Here is a 20,360-nt window from a genome sequence, read left to right as displayed (position 1 = left end):
TTACTGAGCCTCTCTCAATTGGATAGCTTCAATAGCGTGGTAACCCTGTCTAGCTTCAAAGTCGAACTGTCTATGTTGACGTGTATAAGTGATTTCGACGATATCATCAGGAGATTGGGATTCGAAAACTATCGTATTTTTGACACTGGTCATGTGAAAGGAGATATCATTTTTAATAGTGATACATTGCTTTTTAACACATGCGGTTACATCAGCAGAAGAGAGCCAATTGTGTGTATAAAGCTCTACAGAAAATCGCCCGCCTTTACCTGGCTGAACGTCAAAAGAGAAACCACTAGTGCCGACAAGTAAACCAGAGAAAGCTAGCTCTTGGTTGTAATCTGTAGAATCACCACCCTGCCAGTAATAACGGTTACCAATTGCGTTTTTGGTCTCTGAATTAGAAACTTGTCGTAATTCACCAATAACGTTTACGTCACCAATTAAAGCACTATTGGGTTTATCTTTTCTTTGATGCTCTCCATACAAGAAAACCCAATCTAAACCGTTCAAGTCAACGTCTCTTGCGTAACGATACTTGCCATCATTAAGTTCATAACCGATGAACTCACTAGCGATCGACAAAGTATCTGTACCAATTTCTGAAACATTACTTAATTTATTTAAATCGACGTCAATCTCACTGGCCGCTGCATTAGTTGTTAGCAATGCCAACATGCAGAGGTTCAATTTTGCACATTTTAATCTCATATTTTCGCCTCAGTATTAGTTCCAAGTAATTGTAGGCTAAAGATAAGTTGAAAATGTAAGGTGCTGTAAGGGCTTTGTTCATCACGATTCAAACCTCACCGACTAATAGTTGGCACGAATAACTATAAACCCAACCATACCAATAGTTAATGATGATAAAGGGCGTTTGCCAAGCTTTTGACTAAAGGTGATTTACTTTCCAAGTAGTGACTCGACGCTCCTTACATATGCTTACAATAGGTATGGATAGTAATTGTATGTCATTAAGAATTTTTATTTCACGACGATAACAGCGATACCTATGCAAGTTCGTTTCATGTATACAACGAAAAAGCCCCACCAAATCATGGAGGGGCTCTGAAAGATCATTTTTGTGTACTCAAAAACTTAGTCGACATCTTGGTCGATAGCGTATTTTATCGCGAGACCGCAGATTGCCATCATAACGAATGGGATGGCGGCAGTCGTGTATTCTGCCCATGCCATATCAGCGAATGCTTTTGCCAGTAGTACGTGGCCGAGGATTAACAGAAGTGCACACACAATAGCAACGATAATCAACTTAACTTCGTTACCCATAGTCATTTTCAACATAACGGTATCTCCAATATTTGGTCTATCGATATTGAATCACAACTCGTTGGTCAAGAAGGCGTACAGTTGCATCGGAATCAGTCCGTACAGTTGGAATCATTGTCTTTTTTATGAGTGACTTACGGTTTTACGAGTGCGTAAGTTGATGCGCAAGTTTACCAAGTAAGAGCAGCGCTTGCTCTTTCTCTGCTGTGAGTTCATAAGAGAAGTTCAATCTAATCGCGTTATCTACTCTGCCCTGCTCACTAAACAGATCGCCTGAAGCGACGCTGATCCCCTGAGCAATTGCGAGTTGATGGAATTGTTGGCTATCGAAGTGAGGAGAGAACCGTACCCACACGAAGTAACCACCAGCAGGGTCTTCTATCTCGATGGAATGTGGGAAATATTGCTTAATGACCTCTATAAATCGCTTTTTTCTCATTAGAAGATTTTTACGCAATTTACGAAGGTGATTATCGTAGCTTTCGTGTGTCAAGAAGTGCGCGACGCCAAGCTGCACAGGAGCACTACTCGACAGCGTAGAAAGAAGCTGAAGTTTTTGAATCGCATCATTAAAACGCGAACTCACCACCCAACCAACACGATAGCCAGGACATAAACTCTTAGAGTAAGAGCCGCATAGCAACACTGAGTCTGTTTTATCAAATGCTTTTAGCGGTTTAGGTTTATGCCCTTCGAAATATAGGTCGCCGTAAACATCATCTTCGATAATATAAGTCTTGTATTGTTCAGCAACCTCAACCACTCGGCGCTTCGCATCTTCAGACAAACTTGTCCCTGTCGGGTTTTGAAACGTCGTCATCAGCCAACACGCTTTCACATCCTGGTTTTGTAGTGCGCTTTCAAACTGCTCAATATTCAATCCATTGATTGGACAAACATCCACTTCGATAGGGTTGAGTCCTAACCTCTCGACAGCTTGCAGAGCACCATAGAAAGCGGGAGATTCAATCACAACGTAGTCACCGGGCTTGGTTACAGTTTGAAGGCTCAAGTTAAGCGCTTCCATCGCACCAGAAGTAATCACGATATCTTGATGGTTAACGGTAATACCTTGCTGCAGGTAACGTTGAGCGATTTGTCTTCTTAGGGACTCACTGCCCGGTGGCAGATTATTGATCACACTAGCACCTGTCATCTTCCTTCCCGCACTGGCGAGGTTTCGAGTCAAGGTAGGCAAAGGAAAAAGGCCAGGATCTGGGAATGCTGATCCAAAAGGAATAACCCCCTCTGCCGAACTCGATTTCAAAAAGTCGAATAAGCGATCATTAATGGCTTTCTTTTTGTGTACTAACGGCAGTTCATAATCAACGCCGTCCACACGTGGTGCAACAAAGTAGCCCGACTGAGGCTTAGCGATGATCCACCCTTCGCTTTCTAACAATTGGTAGGCTTGTAAGACAGTACTATTGCTGACGCTGTAATTGCGACAACTCATGCGGACGGAAGGGATCTTTTCTCCTGAACGCCACGTGTTGTTCGCTATCTGAGTTCGAATATCCTTTGCAAGCTCTTCATAACGCGCCATCTAATTGTACTACCTAGAGAAATTCTAATAAGCCTGAGATTTTATCACTAACGTTAACAACTATTGCTGCTATCCATATGATTGAGCCTAATTTCTATAATAGTGTGAATTGGTTCACAGATAACTTTGTATGCTTTGCTAAGTTTGTAACCAAGGCGAGAGCCAAGTTCGTTCTACGCCTCTATAATTTGATGTAATCCAAAAAACATGCGAGATAAAAATGAAAAAAATAGAAGCAGACCAGTTAAGTTATAAAGGAGAGTCAAACGGTGTTCATAGTTGGACAACACCGAGTGGCCAGCCATATTACTGGCACCCAGACTGGCTCCATATCGCTGAAGATGCAACAGGCTCACATCCAAAACAGGAGATCGACGTCGATCAAGACCAAGCACCAACTGAGAAACACGCGGTGTCTGCTATTCTGAAACACCTAAACCAATGGGCATCAGACAAACTAGCATCTCACCCAGACATTGAAACCAACTCAATTGAATCTGAAATCAATCTGAAAAAGTAATTTGATTAGAGGTAAGTAGTCGTCAATCACTCTCGACTTTACTCAAATATATCGACTGAATAGTCTCGTATTTCAACCGGGACTATTCAAGTGTCTTCATAAAAACTGCCGTAATAACACCCATATAGCTAACAATTATCTAACACAAACCAATTTTTTGTATCATTCAACAAAAGCTATCGATAGAATCCCCGACCTTATTCACACTCGCTATACTAGCCATACATACCTACCAACCTCGTGAATTAATACACAAAATACGTATTCGTAAACTTAGGAATAGTTGCGAGACCTTAAGATAAAAATGAACAAAGGCTTATCGATGGATACTTCAAATTACAATCAATCGCTAACGACTCAATTATACGTCATCGCTGGCGTGCTATTTGGCACCTACGGCAGTCGGGTATGCCCGATGCTCGAAAGCTTAACGACGTTAGAAATTTTCACCCAAGTCAGTAGTGTCTTTATCTTATTGTGGCTAGCGCGTCATTATTTGCTATCGCAACACACCTTAGTCAAACAAGGTCGATTTGCACAACTCGATACTATGTTGTTCTTTGCCGCGAGTATTCCTTTCGCGCTCTACTACAACCTAAGCTACGACTTCACGATAGACAGTAACTTGAAAGTGCTGTTTGGCATGAGTCTATTCGGTTTCTTTACCGGTACCATTCTTCAACTGAAAGCGAAGCTTAGCCAAATAGATGAAATGGAGATGACTGGGCAATTTGACTTCCACCTGATGGGTGAAAGAAGTTCACTGGTTAAACAAATGATTGGTTTGGTCATCGTGCTTCTGGTAACACTGACCACCATGCTGACTATGGTGGCCGTCAAAGACATCTTCTGGCTAGAACACAACCCCGGTCGTTTGCTAGATGGTACGGGCAAGATCAGCGTGATCAAAGAGTTCATTTATTTGGCGGTTGTACTAGGTGGATACGCGATAACCATCATGACTCTATGGAGCCAGCTGATTAAACGTATTCTTCTAAGCCAAGAGCACGCATTAAGTAAAGTAACTAATGGTGAGCAAGGCGTTCGCTTACCTATATTCAGCTACAACGAGCTTGGGTCAATAGCATCTATGACCAATACCATGCTTGATAGCCTCGAAAACGCGCAACACGAAGTCAAAACCACACGTGACGTTGCGATTGTGAGCTTATCTGCGCTTGCTGAATCTCGAGACAATGAAACTGGCGCCCATATTTTACGAACTCAAGAATACGTAAAGGTACTCGCACTGGAGCTCAGCAAATCTGAAGCTCACGCGATCTTATTAACACCCAACTATATCGAGCTGCTTTATAAATCTGCCCCACTGCATGATGTAGGTAAGGTTGGAGTACCTGACAGTGTGCTGCTAAAACCGGGCAAACTGACGGATGAAGAGTTTGAGATAATGAAAGGTCACCCTGCTATTGGCGCCGAAGCGTTATCTATTGCAGAAAAGCAATTGGGAAGCAGTTCTTTCTTAAGAGTCGCGAAAGAGATTTCTCTCACTCACCACGAGAAATGGAACGGCAGCGGTTATCCCAACCAGCTGTCTGGGGAAGATATCCCTCTGTCCGGCCGCTTAATGGCATTGGCCGATGTTTATGACGCATTAATATCGAAGCGAGTCTACAAGCCAGCCTTTACTCATGAGCAAGCGAAACAGATTATCTTGGAAGGTAATGGGACCCATTTTGATCCGCAAGTTGTCCAAGCTTTTCTGGCCGTCGAACAAGAGTTCGTTTCAATTGCCGCGACCTACAAGGATGGAAAAAACATGCAAAGTGAACTTGAACGAGAAAGCTTTGTTGCTCAACCTGCTTAGTCTTTTCGAAAACCACTAACTATACAGGCTATACCGGTAACAGTAAGTTATTGGGTGCTACACAGCCGACAATAGTTATATAGGTTAGATCGCAGAGTGATTTTTTGAGTCAGCTTCATTCGAGTGTTAAGTTAAGCGAAACAGGAAGAGTGACTGAGTAAGATTCTATAAAAAACCAGCATATATATGCTGGTTTTTTTGGTTTAGAAGAAACACTATCTTAGTAGTTGCACACCACCAAGAGCTACACCTGGGTTCTTCCCTTTACTATCCAGATTTTCTACTTCATATACCCATTTTAGGGTCGTGGTATCGTCTGGTAAATCAACTTGGTGAATACCGTAGCGGCCTACCTTAGTGCCTCTAGGTACACTGACTGAAGAAGAACCGATAGAAGGTAAGCTAGACCACTGATTCCCTGATTTTGCTAACGCGCCATCAATAATATTGTCACCAACGCTATATGCCTTCCATACTTCAGTGCCATTCGCGAATAATTTAAGCGTACCTTTTGGTACGTCTTGAGCACCAGTCCAGCCTTTTCCAATAACAGCGGCTCTAAAACGAATGGCCTTCCAGCTTTGTCCGCTTTCAGCTGTAACTGACACTTCAGGCTTTTTATCTTCACCACCAAGGTAGAGGTGACCTTCCCAGTTAGTGATATCGGCAGGGTTTTGTGTCCAACTATGATTAAATTGGTCAGTTGTATTGCCATCATCCCAACCAAACAGACAATCCCCATTCTTAGTGACTGTACATTGAGGGTAATTAGCACCAGAGTTTGCTTCAGCATAACTGAAAGATAAGTTCTGAATACCCGTTTTGAGTGAGTTACGAACAGACCATACTTTTCCGGTTTTACCATCAAAATCAATGCGCCAATATAAAACATCGCTTGCTGGGTCTAGATTGACAGTGTGCGAACCTGAAGCAGCAGAACTAGCACCTGATTGAACTTCTAACCAAGTGCTATTATCTGTACTGGTATACACTTTGTAAGCACTTGATTTAGATACTTTCCAAGTGAGCTTATGGTTACCCTTGAATGGGAACGATTGTCCATTATATGGTCGCGGTGTATACGCATACTTTAAGCTATCATTAGCAAGCGCCACCATGTCACCATCAGACAAAGCAAATGAGCGCATCTCGATATTATCAACCAAGATATTACCTGCTTTTTGCTCAGACTTTATATTAGCTGTAGCATCTTTGCCTGCATCCATCCAAGGCTTAGAAATGATCAACCCTTGGCTTGTGCCCGCAGACAAACGGCTACCCGCCCCCCAAACACCCGCATAACCATCAGCCAACTCCATATCATCGCTTTCTTCTTTACTGCGACTGTAGTTGTTAACTAGCGTAGCTTGCTTTCCATTAACCCAAATAGAAACTTTTTGAGTGGTACGATCAACACGCACTGCGACAGTATTCCATTGACTGAGGTTAAGTGCCTCTTTGGTTGTAACAGACACCTTTCTAAGGTCACTTCCACCCGCATAAGCAGCAAGTTGACGCGAAATCATGAACCACTCTAGTGTTCCTTCGTTCGTTAACTTAAGTTGGAACCCATCAACCCAAATGCCCTTACTAACGAGATCAATTGGATGTTCTAGCTTGACTTTAGGTTTCACTTTGAGTGACAAAGTAAAATCGTCTTCACCGAAATCGAAATCATGTCCGTAGTGGAACTTATACTTATAAGATTCCTGAACATCGTTCTCTAGTAAGTTAGATTTTACTGACTCGTAAGCACCTAGTTTTAGTGTTTTCGAATTCGCGTAACCTTGGTTAACCCAAACTTCAGAAACTTCCTGCTTACTCGACTCTTTTACAACAGCAACTTGTCCTGCCAATCCTGTTTGAGCGTTCACCATCCATAAGTCATCAACAGGTGCGTCTTCAAAATCGAAACGAGCATATAGATCTGGAGTCGTAACCTTGACATGAACAACGTCACAATCGAACAGTTTCTTGCCATCAGTAATGATGTAGTGGAACTCATCCTCACCAATAAAGCCTTTTGGTGCTTTATAGGTGACTTTCCCATTTGTGATACTGAGCTCAGCACCTTGTGCCGAGTATTTATCAACGTTGTGGATAGAAATCTTATCGCCATTAGCATCTACGTCATTTTTCATGACATCTAATGCCGTCGTGCTATCACGTTTTACACTAAAGTGGTCAATTTTAGCCGAAGGAGGCAGAGGGTAATCCGCAGGTCCAACAAGATTTCTTCTTAGACGGTTATTTTTATAAATATTGAAATTGATATCGTCAACGTGCGCTTCACCACCTTGAATTCCGTGGCCTTCAGCAGAAGTACTATGCCCTGTGCCTAAGTAGTGCGCGGTTTCATGCAATACAACGCCATCAGCACCAATGATGTCACCTGGAGAGCGAACAATACTTCCGAAGTTTACACCTAGAATCCAGTTACCTTTCAGCCACAACATTCTATGTTTAAGGTCCCAACCTCGCGTTTTTCTTTGTTCATCCCACCATTTTATAGCAGCGACTCTAATGGGTTCATTCTCGTGTTGGTACCCCCAAGTCTTACAAGCGTCATGAGAAGCGCTTTTTTTACAAGTTTGGTAATGGTCGTCCAGATAGCCCCAAGTTTCTATCAACACATCATTGACAGAGAAACGTAACAAAGCATCTCGACTCAAAACATAATCAACCAAGTTAATGTAGTAGTCGACGAGCACCATCGCATCATCCAAGTTGCTATCCGCTTCTTGAACAAACGCTTGGTAAGAGACATGAACTGCCACTTTTACTTTGTGCAGCTGAACTTGCGTTTTGTCTTTAGCAATTAAGTTATCTAAACCCGATGTTGGTGCACTCGGGTGCTCATCTACGGTTTTAATTGCTTTTTGCATGTTGTCTAAAATTGCAGACTGCGGCGTAACCGAAGCTAAGTTTTGAGCTGTTGCTGTTAGCTTCTTAGCGGAAAGACCGCTTATGATGTCCGCTTTTTCAATTGTCCATACTCTTTGACTACCACGGAACGCTGTCACATAGAGTTTATTTTTACTGGTCAGTGCGGCAATAACTTGCGTATTCTCATCACTGGTATCAACACCACGATAAACACGAATCGCTGGCGTATTAATAGTACTGGATGGTGCATTCCCATTAATACGGTGATCCCAAAGATATACTTTCATATCGGGCTCTCTGATCGAGTAACGATGGAGCTCTAACGTACGCTTTTTACCATTAACCGTAATTGCCACTGAAAGATCTGGGGGTGATGCTTTCGTAGGGTTGTAGACCATAGGTTTATGGCCTTCGTTTTTGCTATCTTTGCACCCACCAGCCATGACTACCGCTAGTACCACAAAACATAGACTCAGTATTTTATTCATTCTATGTGGTTCCCTTATATCGACCAGTCTAAAGATGAATAAAAACCATAGTAATAGCAATGAATTACGTTGAACAAAACAACGCCAACGTACAGCCTATCAAAGGACTGTCTTTCAAAAGGGAGCGTGATTTAACTACGTAAATAAAAAAGCCCAGCGTACAAATACGCTGGGCTATTAAAGTTTAAAAGAAAAGTACTACCTTATTAGTTGTACGCCTCCTATAACGGCTCCGGGGGTCATTCCTTTGCTATCTAAGCGTGAGCTTTCATATTCCCATTTGAGCTGTGTGACATTTGCAGGGAGATCAATAAAGTGAACGCCATACATATCAGATTTCACTTTACGAGGTACACTTACTGCATAGGTACCGATAGAGGGGAGTGACGCCCACTCTGTACCTGCTTTAGTCCAAACCTCATCACCGATATTATAAGCTTTCCATACTTCCTTCCCATTTGCATACAGCTTCAGTGTACCTGAAGGGTAATCGTCCGCACCGGTCCAACCTTTGCCCGCCGCAGCTGCTCGAAAACGAACACCAGACCACTCACCGGTTGGAGTATCAACTTGTAAGCTCAACGTTTTTTGTTTACCACCAAGATATATATGGCCTTCCCAGTTAGTAGTCCCGCCGTTGTCAATTGTCCAAGTATTACCATATAAGTCGTTATAACCATTTTGCGTTGCTGGCCAACCAAATAAGCAGGTTACACCTGATTTGACTTCACAATCAGGTATTGCGGCACCGTTACTAATTTCAGAGTGACTGAATGCGACTTCTTGACGACCATTAACTAGATTATTTCGAACCGACCACACTTCGCCGACAGAACCGTTCACGTCGACACGCCAATAAAGCGCCTCATCGGAGGCATTGAGCGCGACAGTATGTGAACCCGAACTACCATTACCAATTTTTTCAGTAGACCAAGACTTTCCATCACGGCTAATCATTAACTTGTAAGCCGATGACTTAGACAATTTCCAGCTCAGTGTTTTGCTTCCTGAGAAAGCAATGCCTTCACCATTATATGGACGCGGTGCATAAGGATACACATAATTGTTGTTGGTCAATTTTGATATCTGATCATCTGTAAGTGCAAATGACCTCAACTCTACGTTATCGATACGCAAATAGCGGCTCTGGCTTTTTTGTAACTCCTGCTTGTGTACTTCGTCCGTATCCCACCATGCTTGCCCGATAGTCAAACCTTGACTGATACTTGACGCTCTTCGGCTACCTCCGCCCCATAAACCAGCATAACCTTTAGGAAGATTAACCTCATTTTGCGCTTCATCGACAAGCGACTGTTTAACCCCATCAACCCATAAGCTTGCTTGATTCGTTGTTCGGTCAACTCGCACAGCAATTGCATGCCATGCGCTATCAGCAGGTAAAGGTGACTCCGTCGTCATTGTTACAATGCGGTAATCAGTACCGCCTTTATGCATAGCGTATTGACGAGACTTCATGTACCACTTTAGTTTTCCATCTTTCAGTAGTCGTAAGTGGTAGCCTTCTCTCTCCATTCCACGGTTAACCAAATTAATGTCATGAGGAAGTCTAGTTCCAACTTTCACTTTCAATGAAACCGTGAAGCTATCATCACCGAGATCAAATGCATGACCGTAATGAGTATTATATTTAAACGACTCAGGTACATCGTATTTGCTTTTGATTGACCTTACCGCTTCATGAGCGCCCAGCGTTAATGTCTTTCCATAGGAATCGTTAGTCACTGATTGTGAGTAATCAACCCAAACATCCTTCCCTGAACGCCAATCACGACTAACATGAAGCTGACTTGCTAGTCCGGTCTGTTCGTTAGGAATCCAAAAATCTTCAATCGCGCTTTCAAATCCGAATCTAGCGTACAAACCAGGGCTTGTTACTCTTAAATGAACCTCTTCACGATCATACAATTGTTTTCCATGATGCTTAGTTGAGTCAGTGATTTGATAAAAGAACGAATCTTCTCCCACAAACCCTTTCGGTGGGGTATAGACCAGTTTATCTCCGACGATCTTAACTTGACCGCCTTGAACGGTAAGCGAGTCCACTTTATTTATCGATATCGAATCACCATTTGCATCAAAGTCATTTTTCAACACATCTAATGTTTTCGCTGTATCACGCAACACACCAAAGTGATCAATTTTAGCCGATGGGGGTAACGGGTAATCAGCAGGGCCAACAATCGCTCGTCTGGCTACACGGTTTTTGTAACCGACAAAACCAATATCTCCCACGTGCGCTTCACCACCTTGTGAGGTTTCTTCCTCGCCACCAGTATGGTGCCCCGTACCTAAATAGTGTGAGGTTTCGTGTAAAACAACACCATCCGCTTGAATCAATTGACCCATCGAGCGAACATAAGATCCCCAGTTCACACCAACAACCCCACTGCCTACCAAATCAATCATGCGATGTCGAACATCCCAATGGCGCGTTTTTCTTTGGGCATCCACCCAACGTCGTGTTGCGTTTTTAATTGAGGTATTCTCATTTTGGTAACCCCAGTCTTTACATCTATCGTGACTGCTACTCTTTATACAGTTATTGTAGTGACTCCTTAAATGCCCCCATGTTTCAATAAGAACATCTTGCATAGAGAATCGAATTAACGCATCACGACTATACACATAGTCCACTAAGTTTATGTAGTAATCAGCTAAAACCATAGCATCATCAAAGTTACCGTCAGCTTGCTCTTTAAAAGTCTGGTAACTAATTTGAACAAATGCATTTATCTTACTCAGTTTAATGTCTGACATATTTGTTGGTAAGATATTGTCTAGACCCGAAACTGGGTTATCCGGATTTTTGTCTATTGGCTTAATCGACTTCTGAACCGCATCTAATATACTGTTTTGTCGAGACACAGAAGAAAAGCTAGACTTCAGCGGTTGGATAGTACCCGCTGATTTACCACCAGTTACCGCTGCATCCTTGATCGACCAAACTCGGTGGCTACCACGAAAAGCAGTTACATATAATTTATTTTTAGTGGTAAGAGCCGCTATAACTTGAGTATTCTCATCACTCGTATCAACGCCTCGGTAAACACGAATGTCCGGAGTTTTAATAGTACTCGAAGGGGCGTTCCCGTTAATACGATGATCCCATAGATATACTTTCATATCGGGCTCACGAATAGAGTAACGATTCAGCTCTAACGTACGCTTTTTTCCATTAACAATAATTTCAACAGAAAGCTCTGACGGTGATGCTTTCGTTGGCTTATAGACCATAGGTTTATGGCCTTCATTTTTGCTATCTTTACAGCCCCCAGCAGTGACCACTGCTAAAGCCACGAAAAACAGACTCAGTGTTTTCTTCATTCTAAAGAGTTCCTTCATGTTTACCGCCCTAAACATGAACAAAAACAACATTGTTAGCAATGAATTACGTTAAACAAAACCGCATCGACGCACAGTCATTTCAAATGGAAATGCCGAAAAATTCCACAAATCAAATTTTCGAAGCTGTTGGTTATAAATCGTTTTAATAAATTCTAGGTTTTGAGTTGTAACAACCTTGTATGAAAGGTATAAATACCGGAGTTATTATTACCTCCCTCTCAATTGACATGGATGAAGATTATGTTTGAAAAAGTGTTAGCAGCTCCCGCCGATCCTATTCTCGGCCTTACTGAAGAATTTAAAAAAGACTCTCGTGAAGAGAAAATTAACCTTGGTGTTGGCATCTACAAAAATGAAGAAGGTCAAACGCCAGTACTTAAAACAGTAAAGAAAGCAGAAGCTGCACTTCTTGAAAACGAAAAAACCAAATCTTACCTAACGATTGAAGGTACCGCTGAATACGGTCTAGCGGTTCAGAAACTGCTTTTCGGTTCAGATGCAGAGATCGTAACGTCTCAACGCGCTAAAACAGCACAAGCTCCAGGTGGTACAGGTGCACTTCGCGTAGCGGGTGAATTCATCAAGCGCCAACTGGGTGACGTGAAAATCTGGATCAGTAACCCAACTTGGGCTAACCACAACGGCGTTTTCGCTGCTGCCGGTATCGAAACAGCTCAATACAGCTACTACAACGCTGAAACCAAAGACAAAGACTTCGCAGGCATGGTTGCTGACCTAGAGAAAGCTTCTGAAGGCGACATCGTTCTTCTTCACGGCTGCTGTCATAACCCAACAGGCATCGACCCAACAACTGAAGAGTGGGAAGTACTTGCTAAGCTAGTTGCTGAGAAGAAACTGCTTCCTCTATTCGATTTTGCCTACCAAGGTTTTGCTAAAGGTGTTGAAGAAGATGCAGCTGGCCTGCGCATTTTTGCTCAATACAACAAAGAGATTCTTGTTGCTAGCTCGTTCTCTAAGAACTTCGGCTTGTACAACGAGCGTGTGGGTGCATTCACTCTGGTTGCAGAATCTGCAGACGTAGCAACAACAGCGTTCTCTCAAGTTAAGAGCATCATCCGTTCTATCTACTCTAACCCACCAGCGCACGGCAGTGCTGTCGTTACTCACATCCTTGGTGATGCTGATCTACGTGCTGAATGGGAAGCAGAAGTAGCAGAAATGCGTGACCGTATCCAAGAGATGCGCGAGCTATTCGTAACGACACTGAAATCTGAAGGTGTTGATGCAGACTTCACATTCATAGAGCGCCAAAACGGCATGTTCTCTTTCTCTGGTTTAAGCAAAGAGCAAGTAACTCGCCTGAAAGACGAATTCGCTATCTACATTGTCGGTTCTGGCCGTATCAGCGTAGCGGGCATGACGAAGTCAAATATGGGTCCTCTATGTAAAGGCATCGCTGCGGTTCTTTAATCGAAAAAGAAACCTGCACTTGCAGACCAATAGATATGCAAAAGCCAGCTATTAAGCTGGCTTTTTTGTGTCTGCCTCCTTTATATGTCAGTTTTTAAGACGCTTAGTCTATATATCGCTAACTAATACTCTAGGAAGAACTCTACACCTAGCTCGTTAGTGCGTTCACTACGAATCTTACCTTCGCCATTTCTGTGTTGATAAGAGCCACCAATCGCAAACTTGTTGGTCACGAGATAACGTAAACCCACGTGGTAAATTTCTTCATCAAACAAGTCACTTCGGTTCACTTGCACACTACCGTTAGCAATCCAACGTTTCGCAAAGCCATAGTTGAGTTCGGCTTTTATCCCTTGGATAAACTCCGTGTCTGACGAGCGAGTAATGTTAGTTCCATTATCTTCGACTTCCCCCTTAGTAATACCAAGCAGGTAGTAAGCCACTATATCTAGATCTCGCTTAATACTGTAACGGTACCCAATGCCCGGCATAAGGGTATCCATTCGAGTTGTTGATTCATCTGGGTGAATGAAACGAGCACTGTAGTCACCCAACAATAGCCAATCATCCGTTATCGCATAGCTAATACCTAATCCATAGGATGATGCATTGTTATTGCTGCCTGCATCTTCATTCAAACTTCCCGAATGAGCGGTGGCGTATATATGGTCATAATCCAGAATATCCACACGGTGAGTTTCGGCCCACGAACTTGAAGAAAACATAAAAATTGCAGACACTAAACTAAGTTTCCACTTCGTCATTCCTATCATCCTTTAACTATCACCCTATTATTTGAAAGATTAGTCTATCCCTAAGACTTTAAAAAGGTTTTAGCTCACAGATTGATTTGTGACGGCAAAATATTATCAAATGTTGTACCATGAAATCATACAAACCAATGGATGATCATTATGGATGCTGAGTTATTAGAGATTCAAAACTTTCTGGCACAATACCCCCCTTTCACAGAACTCCCAGAGGAGATGTTGGCGAAAGTGACCAGTAGCGTCGAAATTTCTTATTACCGCCAAGATACCCCTATCATTCACTTTGGTGATCAGATTAACGACCTTTACATTGTTCGAAGCGGCGAAGTAGAAGTCTATCGTCGTAAAGGTGAGCTCTATAACCGGCTGGATGAGGGACACTTATTTGGCCAAATGGGGCTACTCACCAACAATAAAGTTCGCTTCCCGGTAAAAGCAACAGAAGACACCCTACTCTACTGTATCCCTGAACCTATTTTCCAAGAACTCTACGACAACTATGATTCATTCGCTGACTTTGTCGAAGTAGAAGATAATGCGCGACTGCGTCAGGCTAACTCAGACAGCAACGACGCTAACGATCTAACCACGTCAAAGGTAAAGACGCTGCTGACTAGCGAAGCGCCAATGATCGAAAAAACACGAACCATCCAACAAGCTGCTACCATGATGGCACAAGATAATGTTTCATCTTTGCTGATCATCGACCCGGATATTGTTGAAGATGATGAAGACGATTCGACGCCCGTTATTGGCATCATTACCGACCGTGATCTGTGTACCCGAGTTTTAGCAGAAGGACTCGATCCATCGGATGAAGTATCAAGTGTAATGACAGCAGAGGTTATCTCGCTCGATCATAATGCCTATGTCTACGAAGCTATGATGACCATGCTTCGCTACAACGTGCATCACCTACCAGTACTAAAAGACAAGAAGCCTATTGGTATTATTGAAGCGACCGATATTGTACGTTACGAATCTCAAAACTCGCTGTTATTGGTAAGCAGCATCTTCCAACAGCAAAGCATCGAAGATCTTAAAGTCCTTTCTGAGCAAGTAAAAGACAGCTTTGTGCGCTTGGTTAACGAAGACGCCAACGCCCACATGGTGGGTACCGCAATGTCGGTAATTGGCCGTAGCTTTAAACAACGAATTATTGAACTAGCCGAAGATAAACTCGGTAAAGCGCCGATCCCTTATTGTTTCCTCGCGCTCGGCTCGATGGGGCGTGATGAGCAGCTGCTCGTTACTGACCAAGATAACGCCATTATTCTTGATGATACCTACGATGAGAAAAAGCACGGTAAGTACTTTGAAGAGCTGTCGACCTTCATTTGTGATGGCTTAGACCAATGTGGCTATGTGTACTGTACCGGTGACATCATGGCCACTAACCCAACTTGGCGTATGACACGTCGACAATGGGAAGAATGCTTCGCTGATTGGATTGATGATCCAAACCCGAAAGCACTACTGAACGCCTCTATCTTCTTTGATTTAGATGGTGTTTATGGCCGCTTAAAATGGGCAGAACAGTTAAATAGTTTTATTGTAAGACGTGCGCGTAAGAACAACCGTTTCTTGGCGTGTCTTGCTCGTAACGCACTCAACCGAACACCGCCTCTGGGTTTCTTTAAAGATTTCGTAATGGAGAAAGATGGTCGTCATAACAACTCGATCAATCTTAAACGTCGTGGTACCGCACCACTTGCCGATCTAATCCGTGTTCACTCTTTAGCAGTCGCATCTCGCTCTAAGAACTCATTCGAACGTTTAGATGACATTATCGACGCAGGTATTTTGCCAAAAGGTCGAGCTCAAGACTTGAAAGATGCGATGGAATTTATCTCCTTAGTTCGTATTCGCCACCAAGCACACGATGTCGACAACAACATTGAGCCTGATAACAACATTGAGCCAGAGAACCTTTCTGACTTCGAGCGACGTAATCTAAAGGATGCATTCCAAATATTAAGCAATGCACAGAACTTTCTTAAGTTCCGTTATCAAGCCAGCAATAAGTTTAAGTAGGCGCTATGAACAAACTATTCAGATCCCCAGCGGTTGATTGGCCATTTAAGTTTGCTCAGAAGCTCGAACGAGCGAGAGATGAACGCTTGAAGCAATTTTATAGCCAGGCTCTTCCTGCACCTGATACGCCATTATCAGAAGTGACTTTCTTAGCTGTCGACTTTGAGACAACGGGTTTAAACCCAAACAAAGATGGCATCATTACCATTGGTCTAGTTCCGTTTACGCTAAATCGAATCTACCTAAGACAAGCCAAGCACTGGACCCTGAGACCAAAGCAGAAATTGGAAGAAGACTCGGTTGTTATCCATGGCATCACTCACAACGACATCATTGATGCGCCAGACTTAAGTGAAGTATTAGATGAGATCTTAGAATCAATGGGCGGCCATATCCCAGTCGTTCATTATCGCCGCATCGAGCGTGATTTCTTGGATAACGCGTTGAAGGTCAGATTAGGTGAAGGAATTGAGTTTCCAGTCCTCGACACGCTCGAGATTGAATCTCAAATCCAAAACAAACTGGCCGGCGGCCTATGGAATAAGCTAAAAGGTAAGAAGCCTGCGTCAGTAAGGCTTGGTCAGAGCCGTCGTAGATACCACTTGCCTGACTATACTCCGCATCATGCGTTAACTGATGCGATTGCGACAGCGGAGCTTCTACAAGCACAGATTGCGCACCATTTTAGCCCTGATATGCCTGTTAAAGATTTCTGGTTATAGCTAGATAAACTAGTCGCTGTTAGTTACTGACTAATAAGTGCTCACCTCAGAACTAAAAACGCTAACATCTTCTAGATAGTGAGCGTTTTGTTTTGCGCATGATTGTCTTTTAAGCATGAATAGAAAGTCTACTCGGCTGTCGGGCCAACCAATCTCATTTCCCAATCTTCAACTTCGCCAGTTTGAAGTCGACGTTCTACGAGCGTGCCCCAAGATTCCACTAGAGGCAGCTCCGCCAATTCTCTAAGCTCTTGTTTATCCAAACAACCCGTGAACACCGCACCCATAACCCGGCTTAACGGCCATTCTGGGTAAGGTCTTTCACACAGGATAATCTCGTCGCCGGAGCCGATATCACCCTCTTCCAAAACACGGAAGTACCAGCCAGTTCGAAGGGTGTCTTGTAGCCTTTTCGCCATATCATTTTGATCGAATCGTACATTGAGCTTCCAACAAGGCATACGACCTTGTGAAACTTCCAGCAAGGTTGAACCAATTCGAATCTTATCTTTTAAACAAATGGAAGCTTCAGTCACCCCACTTGAACTTATGTTCTCACCAAATGCACCTTCAGATTGGAAGATTGCTTTGTCGCCCAACTCCTCCTGCCAAATTAAGTAGTGCTCGCTTGGGTAGATATGAAGGGCTTTCTGAATACCACCATGAAAGCGAGGGTCGCCTTGCTCATCGTTAATAAATCCAAGCTCAGTGGTGTATTGGCGCTCAGATAAAACCTGCTTATTGATAGCACTCTGTGTACCGTGAGCAAAAGCAACAACCTTACCGCCCAAAACACTGTTTACTGTACCTAACTTCTTCATACCCTTCCTTTTCAGCAAGTAAAAAAAGAGGAGCTTTCGCTCCTCTTATTGTGAAATACGCCTTAATTAAGCGTATTTCTCTTCAAAGTCTTTCATGAAGCTGACTAATACTTGCACGCCTTCCAGAGACATCGCGTTGTAAAGTGATGCTCGCATCCCACCTACCGCTCTGTGGCCTTTTAGTGATTTCAGACCAGCAGCATCAGCCAACTCTAAAAACTTAGCATCTAGCTCTGGTTTCGCTAATTGGAATGGCACGTTCATTCTTGAACGGTTTACTGTATGAACATCGTTTCTGTAGAAAGCTGAGCTATCAATCGCATTATAAAGCAGCGCAGCTTTCTCTTTGTTCACTAATTCCATCGCTTCAACACCACCTTGAGCTTTCAACCACTTGAATACGAGGCCTGATAGGTACCAAGCATACGTTGGCGGTGTGTTGAACATTGAGTCTTTTTCAGCAAGTACTTTGTAGTTAAGAATGCTCGGCAATACGTCGTTTGCTAGCTCTAGCAGATCATCACGCACGATAGCAATGCAAATACCAGCAGGGCCTATATTCTTTTGAGCGCCAGCGTAGATAACACCGTACTGAGACACATCGATCTTACGAGACAGAATGTTAGATGACATATCCGCTACGACTGGCTTATCCGTTTGAGGAAGCTCACTGATTTCAATACCATCGATGGTCTCATTTGGACAGAAATGTACATACGCCGCTTCCGGGTCGATTTTCCAATCTTTAGCTGGAACAACCGCTGCTTTGCCATCAATTGACGTCTTGGCGTTGAATACATCGATTTCGCAATATTTGCTCGCTTCAGTCACTGCACTTTCTGCCCAGTAACCCGCATCAATGTAAGTCGCTTTCGTCGCGTCACCTAAAAGGTTTAGAGGAACAGCAGCGAATTGAGCACGAGCGCCCCCCTGACAGAAAAGAACTTTGTAGTTGTCTGGGATGTTCAGAAGATCACGTAGGTCCTGTTCGGACTCGTCAGCAACTTGAATAAATTCCTTGCTGCGATGGCTGATTTCCATCACGGAAGTCCCTAAACCATTCCAATCAATAAAGTCCGCCTGCGCTTGTTTCATTACCGGTTTAGGCAGTGCAGCTGGGCCAGCACTGAAGTTGAATACGTTATCTAATGTAAGTTCCATGGGGATGATTGCTCCTGCTAAATAATAACTATGCAAGTAATACCATGTTTTACCCAACATAAAAACAACAAAAGAGGTCTTAAGACCTCTTTTGTTTTGTACCGTATAAAATGTTTAAGCTGAACCTGCTAAATCACCCTATCAGTATTCAAGCCTGTTCTGTTTATTGAACAAAAACCGGCATAAGTAGAGCGATTAATGGAATTTCTTGTCCATTTTCGAACACTAGGTTTCCATTTTCTAAGTCAGCGCTGATTTCATAACCACTTTCTGTTTCCTTGATCATTTCCATCACAAGCAATTCATCAATACCTTCACGGATGAATGGGTACTCTTCAACAAGCTCATTTGAGAAGCTAGAGTGAACGTTACCCTTTAATGCAGGTACAATCATCGAAGGATTACTGCTGATGTTTTCGGTTCCTTCCGGTACGCTCACTAACCACTTAGATTCGAATTGACCCTTACCTAGATCTAACGACATATTGTTCATTGAAAGGTCGAAGCCTTTAGCAAACAGGATATCGATAAATGGAATGATCTCGGCAACGTCTTCTTGCGTCATTACTGGATTAGATTGGTAAATCTCAAAGATTTTCTCAAACGATTCGCTATCCAATTTCGACATTTCGAAATCGACGTTTAGGTTGTTCAACTGGCCTTCACTGGTCTCGATGTTTGCGATATCCAGCTTAAGGTTGCTGCGCAGACGCTTAGTCGCTTCATCTAGATGTGATTCAAAATCGTACTTAGAGTTTTCAATGGTCATGAAAGGCTGCATTGCAGAGTCTGTAACCAAGAAGCTATCGATAGTAAAATTCTGAGAACCTAACCAGTAGCCTTTCGCTTGTTGGCCTGAACCTACACCTTTTAGGTTTGACAGTGTTACCTCTTCACCGGTTTCAAAATCAATTTGAACTGAAGGGATTGAAAGCTCGTAATCAACTTGCCCTAAAACAGTCGCATGGCCAGACAGATTCGATTTCGTGATCGATACCGACGTACCATTCTCATCAGAACCTTGATGATTGAACTGGCTTAACTCGAAGTTAAAGTCCGTGTTGCCGTTTAGCTCAGTGCTAGTTGTCAGAGTTAGAGGCAGAATATCAGTATTATCAAACGTCGACAGTGCATTCAGGCTCACCAAACCGTGGCTAACCGCACTATTGATGACAAACTCACTCGGCAGCCCATCAATCGCAAGTTGCTCTTTCAGGTTTTCATCCGTCACAGTTAAACGAGTGGTTACGTTGGAAGACAAGTAACCTCTATCGTATTCCACGATCTCAGCTTGAATGCTTGAATTGTTAAGCTTTGCAACGCCATCGGTAATAGCATTTTGTCCAATTTGGCCAACCGCTAGTGGCCAACAAAGTGCCAATGAGATTGCGCCGCCAATTGCACCAATTTTTCTTAACTGTTCCATGAGTTCTCTTTCTACACGTGTCTGTTTTTTTTAGTCTAACCCATCAGTAGCAAACAAGAAACATTGAGTTAAAT

14 protein-coding genes are annotated in these 20,360 nt (G+C 43.1%); 5 read left to right on the top strand and 9 right to left on the bottom strand.

The window, feature by feature from the left end; all coding sequences use genetic code 11:
- The 3 genes from ACED25_RS03935 to ACED25_RS03925 form a co-directional block, all read right to left on the bottom strand.
- Positions 1-678: a hypothetical protein gene (locus ACED25_RS03935; RefSeq protein ID WP_371694741.1), complete on the bottom strand. Its 678-nt coding sequence runs from the start codon at positions 676-678 to the stop codon at positions 1-3.
- 420 nt (positions 679-1,098) lie between these two features.
- Positions 1,099-1,305: a hypothetical protein gene (locus ACED25_RS03930; RefSeq protein ID WP_004734707.1), complete on the bottom strand. Its 207-nt coding sequence runs from the start codon at positions 1,303-1,305 to the stop codon at positions 1,099-1,101.
- A 127-nt stretch (positions 1,306-1,432) separates the two neighbouring features.
- Complete coding sequence (locus tag ACED25_RS03925) at positions 1,433-2,836, bottom strand: PLP-dependent aminotransferase family protein (RefSeq protein WP_371694676.1); 1,404 nt, start codon at positions 2,834-2,836, stop codon at positions 1,433-1,435.
- A 220-nt stretch (positions 2,837-3,056) separates the two neighbouring features.
- Between ACED25_RS03925 and ACED25_RS03920 the strand changes: the two genes are divergently transcribed.
- Both ACED25_RS03920 and ACED25_RS03915 read left to right on the top strand, forming a co-directional pair.
- Positions 3,057-3,356 carry a hypothetical protein gene (locus ACED25_RS03920; protein WP_009847048.1) on the top strand — a complete coding sequence of 100 codons (300 nt, stop codon included), beginning with the start codon at positions 3,057-3,059 and terminating at the stop codon, positions 3,354-3,356.
- A gap of 322 nt (positions 3,357-3,678) precedes the next feature.
- Complete coding sequence (locus ACED25_RS03915; RefSeq protein ID WP_371694675.1) at positions 3,679-5,181, top strand: HD-GYP domain-containing protein; 1,503 nt, start codon at positions 3,679-3,681, stop codon at positions 5,179-5,181.
- A 215-nt stretch (positions 5,182-5,396) separates the two neighbouring features.
- On the opposite strand, the gene ACED25_RS03910 is transcribed toward ACED25_RS03915, so the two are convergent.
- Positions 5,397-8,555 (bottom strand): Ig-like domain-containing protein, encoded by a 3,159-nt coding sequence (locus tag ACED25_RS03910; RefSeq protein ID WP_371694674.1) that lies wholly within the window; start codon positions 8,553-8,555, stop codon positions 5,397-5,399.
- A 198-nt stretch (positions 8,556-8,753) separates the two neighbouring features.
- Positions 8,754-11,900, bottom strand: a complete 3,147-nt coding sequence (locus ACED25_RS03905) for an Ig-like domain-containing protein (protein WP_041472839.1) — start codon at positions 11,898-11,900, stop codon at positions 8,754-8,756.
- Between the two features lie 261 nt (positions 11,901-12,161).
- Here ACED25_RS03905 and ACED25_RS03900 point away from each other — a divergent pair, with 261 nt between their 5' ends.
- On the top strand, positions 12,162-13,352 hold the full coding sequence (locus ACED25_RS03900) for an amino acid aminotransferase (RefSeq protein ID WP_017102666.1): 1,191 nt from the start codon (positions 12,162-12,164) through the stop codon (positions 13,350-13,352).
- Positions 13,353-13,474: 122 nt separating this feature from the next.
- Here ACED25_RS03900 and ACED25_RS03895 read toward each other — a convergent pair whose 3' ends face one another.
- The gene (locus tag ACED25_RS03895; RefSeq protein ID WP_102258602.1) at positions 13,475-14,116 is read right to left on the bottom strand and encodes an outer membrane beta-barrel protein; all 642 of its coding nucleotides are present in this window, start codon (positions 14,114-14,116) and stop codon (positions 13,475-13,477) included.
- A 150-nt stretch (positions 14,117-14,266) separates the two neighbouring features.
- On the opposite strand from ACED25_RS03895, the gene ACED25_RS03890 reads away from it, so the two are divergent.
- Together ACED25_RS03890 and ACED25_RS03885 are read left to right on the top strand one after the other, a co-directional pair.
- Positions 14,267-16,156, top strand: a complete 1,890-nt coding sequence (locus ACED25_RS03890; protein ID WP_009847053.1) for a DUF294 nucleotidyltransferase-like domain-containing protein — start codon at positions 14,267-14,269, stop codon at positions 16,154-16,156.
- 5 nt (positions 16,157-16,161) lie between these two features.
- Positions 16,162-16,878 carry a 3'-5' exonuclease gene (locus ACED25_RS03885; RefSeq protein ID WP_371694673.1) on the top strand — a complete coding sequence of 239 codons (717 nt, stop codon included), beginning with the start codon at positions 16,162-16,164 and terminating at the stop codon, positions 16,876-16,878.
- A gap of 128 nt (positions 16,879-17,006) precedes the next feature.
- On the opposite strand, the gene ACED25_RS03880 is transcribed toward ACED25_RS03885, so the two are convergent.
- From ACED25_RS03880 to ACED25_RS03870, 3 genes are all read right to left on the bottom strand, one after another.
- Positions 17,007-17,699, bottom strand: a complete 693-nt coding sequence (locus ACED25_RS03880) for an MOSC domain-containing protein (RefSeq protein WP_029222858.1) — start codon at positions 17,697-17,699, stop codon at positions 17,007-17,009.
- A 66-nt stretch (positions 17,700-17,765) separates the two neighbouring features.
- The gene (gene serC / locus ACED25_RS03875; RefSeq protein WP_371694672.1) at positions 17,766-18,860 is read right to left on the bottom strand and encodes a 3-phosphoserine/phosphohydroxythreonine transaminase; all 1,095 of its coding nucleotides are present in this window, start codon (positions 18,858-18,860) and stop codon (positions 17,766-17,768) included.
- A gap of 163 nt (positions 18,861-19,023) precedes the next feature.
- The gene (locus ACED25_RS03870) at positions 19,024-20,286 is read right to left on the bottom strand and encodes a DUF945 family protein (RefSeq protein WP_102249848.1); all 1,263 of its coding nucleotides are present in this window, start codon (positions 20,284-20,286) and stop codon (positions 19,024-19,026) included.
- Positions 20,287-20,360 lie beyond the last annotated feature (74 nt).

It is taken from the genome of Vibrio sp. 1F263 (genome assembly GCF_041439035.1).
GTDB classification, from domain to species: domain Bacteria; phylum Pseudomonadota; class Gammaproteobacteria; order Enterobacterales; family Vibrionaceae; genus Vibrio; species Vibrio tasmaniensis_A.
The sequence above is the reverse complement of the archived record's forward strand: the minus strand, read 5'-3'. Positions and strand labels throughout refer to the sequence as shown.

Coding starts and splice junctions, on each gene's coding strand:
- ACED25_RS03870 (WP_102249848.1), bottom strand. CDS start 20,286: ATGGAACAGTTAAGAAAAATTGGTGCAATTGGCGGCGCAATCTCATTG.
- ACED25_RS03925 (WP_371694676.1), bottom strand. CDS start 2,836: ATGGCGCGTTATGAAGAGCTTGCAAAGGATATTCGAACTCAGATAGCG.
- ACED25_RS03895 (WP_102258602.1), bottom strand. CDS start 14,116: ATGACGAAGTGGAAACTTAGTTTAGTGTCTGCAATTTTTATGTTTTCT.
- serC (WP_371694672.1), bottom strand. CDS start 18,860: ATGGAACTTACATTAGATAACGTATTCAACTTCAGTGCTGGCCCAGCT.
- ACED25_RS03930 (WP_004734707.1), bottom strand. CDS start 1,305: ATGTTGAAAATGACTATGGGTAACGAAGTTAAGTTGATTATCGTTGCT.
- ACED25_RS03900 (WP_017102666.1), top strand. CDS start 12,162: ATGTTTGAAAAAGTGTTAGCAGCTCCCGCCGATCCTATTCTCGGCCTT.
- ACED25_RS03920 (WP_009847048.1), top strand. CDS start 3,057: ATGAAAAAAATAGAAGCAGACCAGTTAAGTTATAAAGGAGAGTCAAAC.
- ACED25_RS03885 (WP_371694673.1), top strand. CDS start 16,162: ATGAACAAACTATTCAGATCCCCAGCGGTTGATTGGCCATTTAAGTTT.
- ACED25_RS03880 (WP_029222858.1), bottom strand. CDS start 17,699: ATGAAGAAGTTAGGTACAGTAAACAGTGTTTTGGGCGGTAAGGTTGTT.
- ACED25_RS03910 (WP_371694674.1), bottom strand. CDS start 8,555: ATGAATAAAATACTGAGTCTATGTTTTGTGGTACTAGCGGTAGTCATG.
- ACED25_RS03890 (WP_009847053.1), top strand. CDS start 14,267: ATGGATGCTGAGTTATTAGAGATTCAAAACTTTCTGGCACAATACCCC.
- ACED25_RS03915 (WP_371694675.1), top strand. CDS start 3,679: ATGGATACTTCAAATTACAATCAATCGCTAACGACTCAATTATACGTC.
- ACED25_RS03905 (WP_041472839.1), bottom strand. CDS start 11,900: ATGAAGAAAACACTGAGTCTGTTTTTCGTGGCTTTAGCAGTGGTCACT.
- ACED25_RS03935 (WP_371694741.1), bottom strand. CDS start 678: ATGTTGGCATTGCTAACAACTAATGCAGCGGCCAGTGAGATTGACGTC.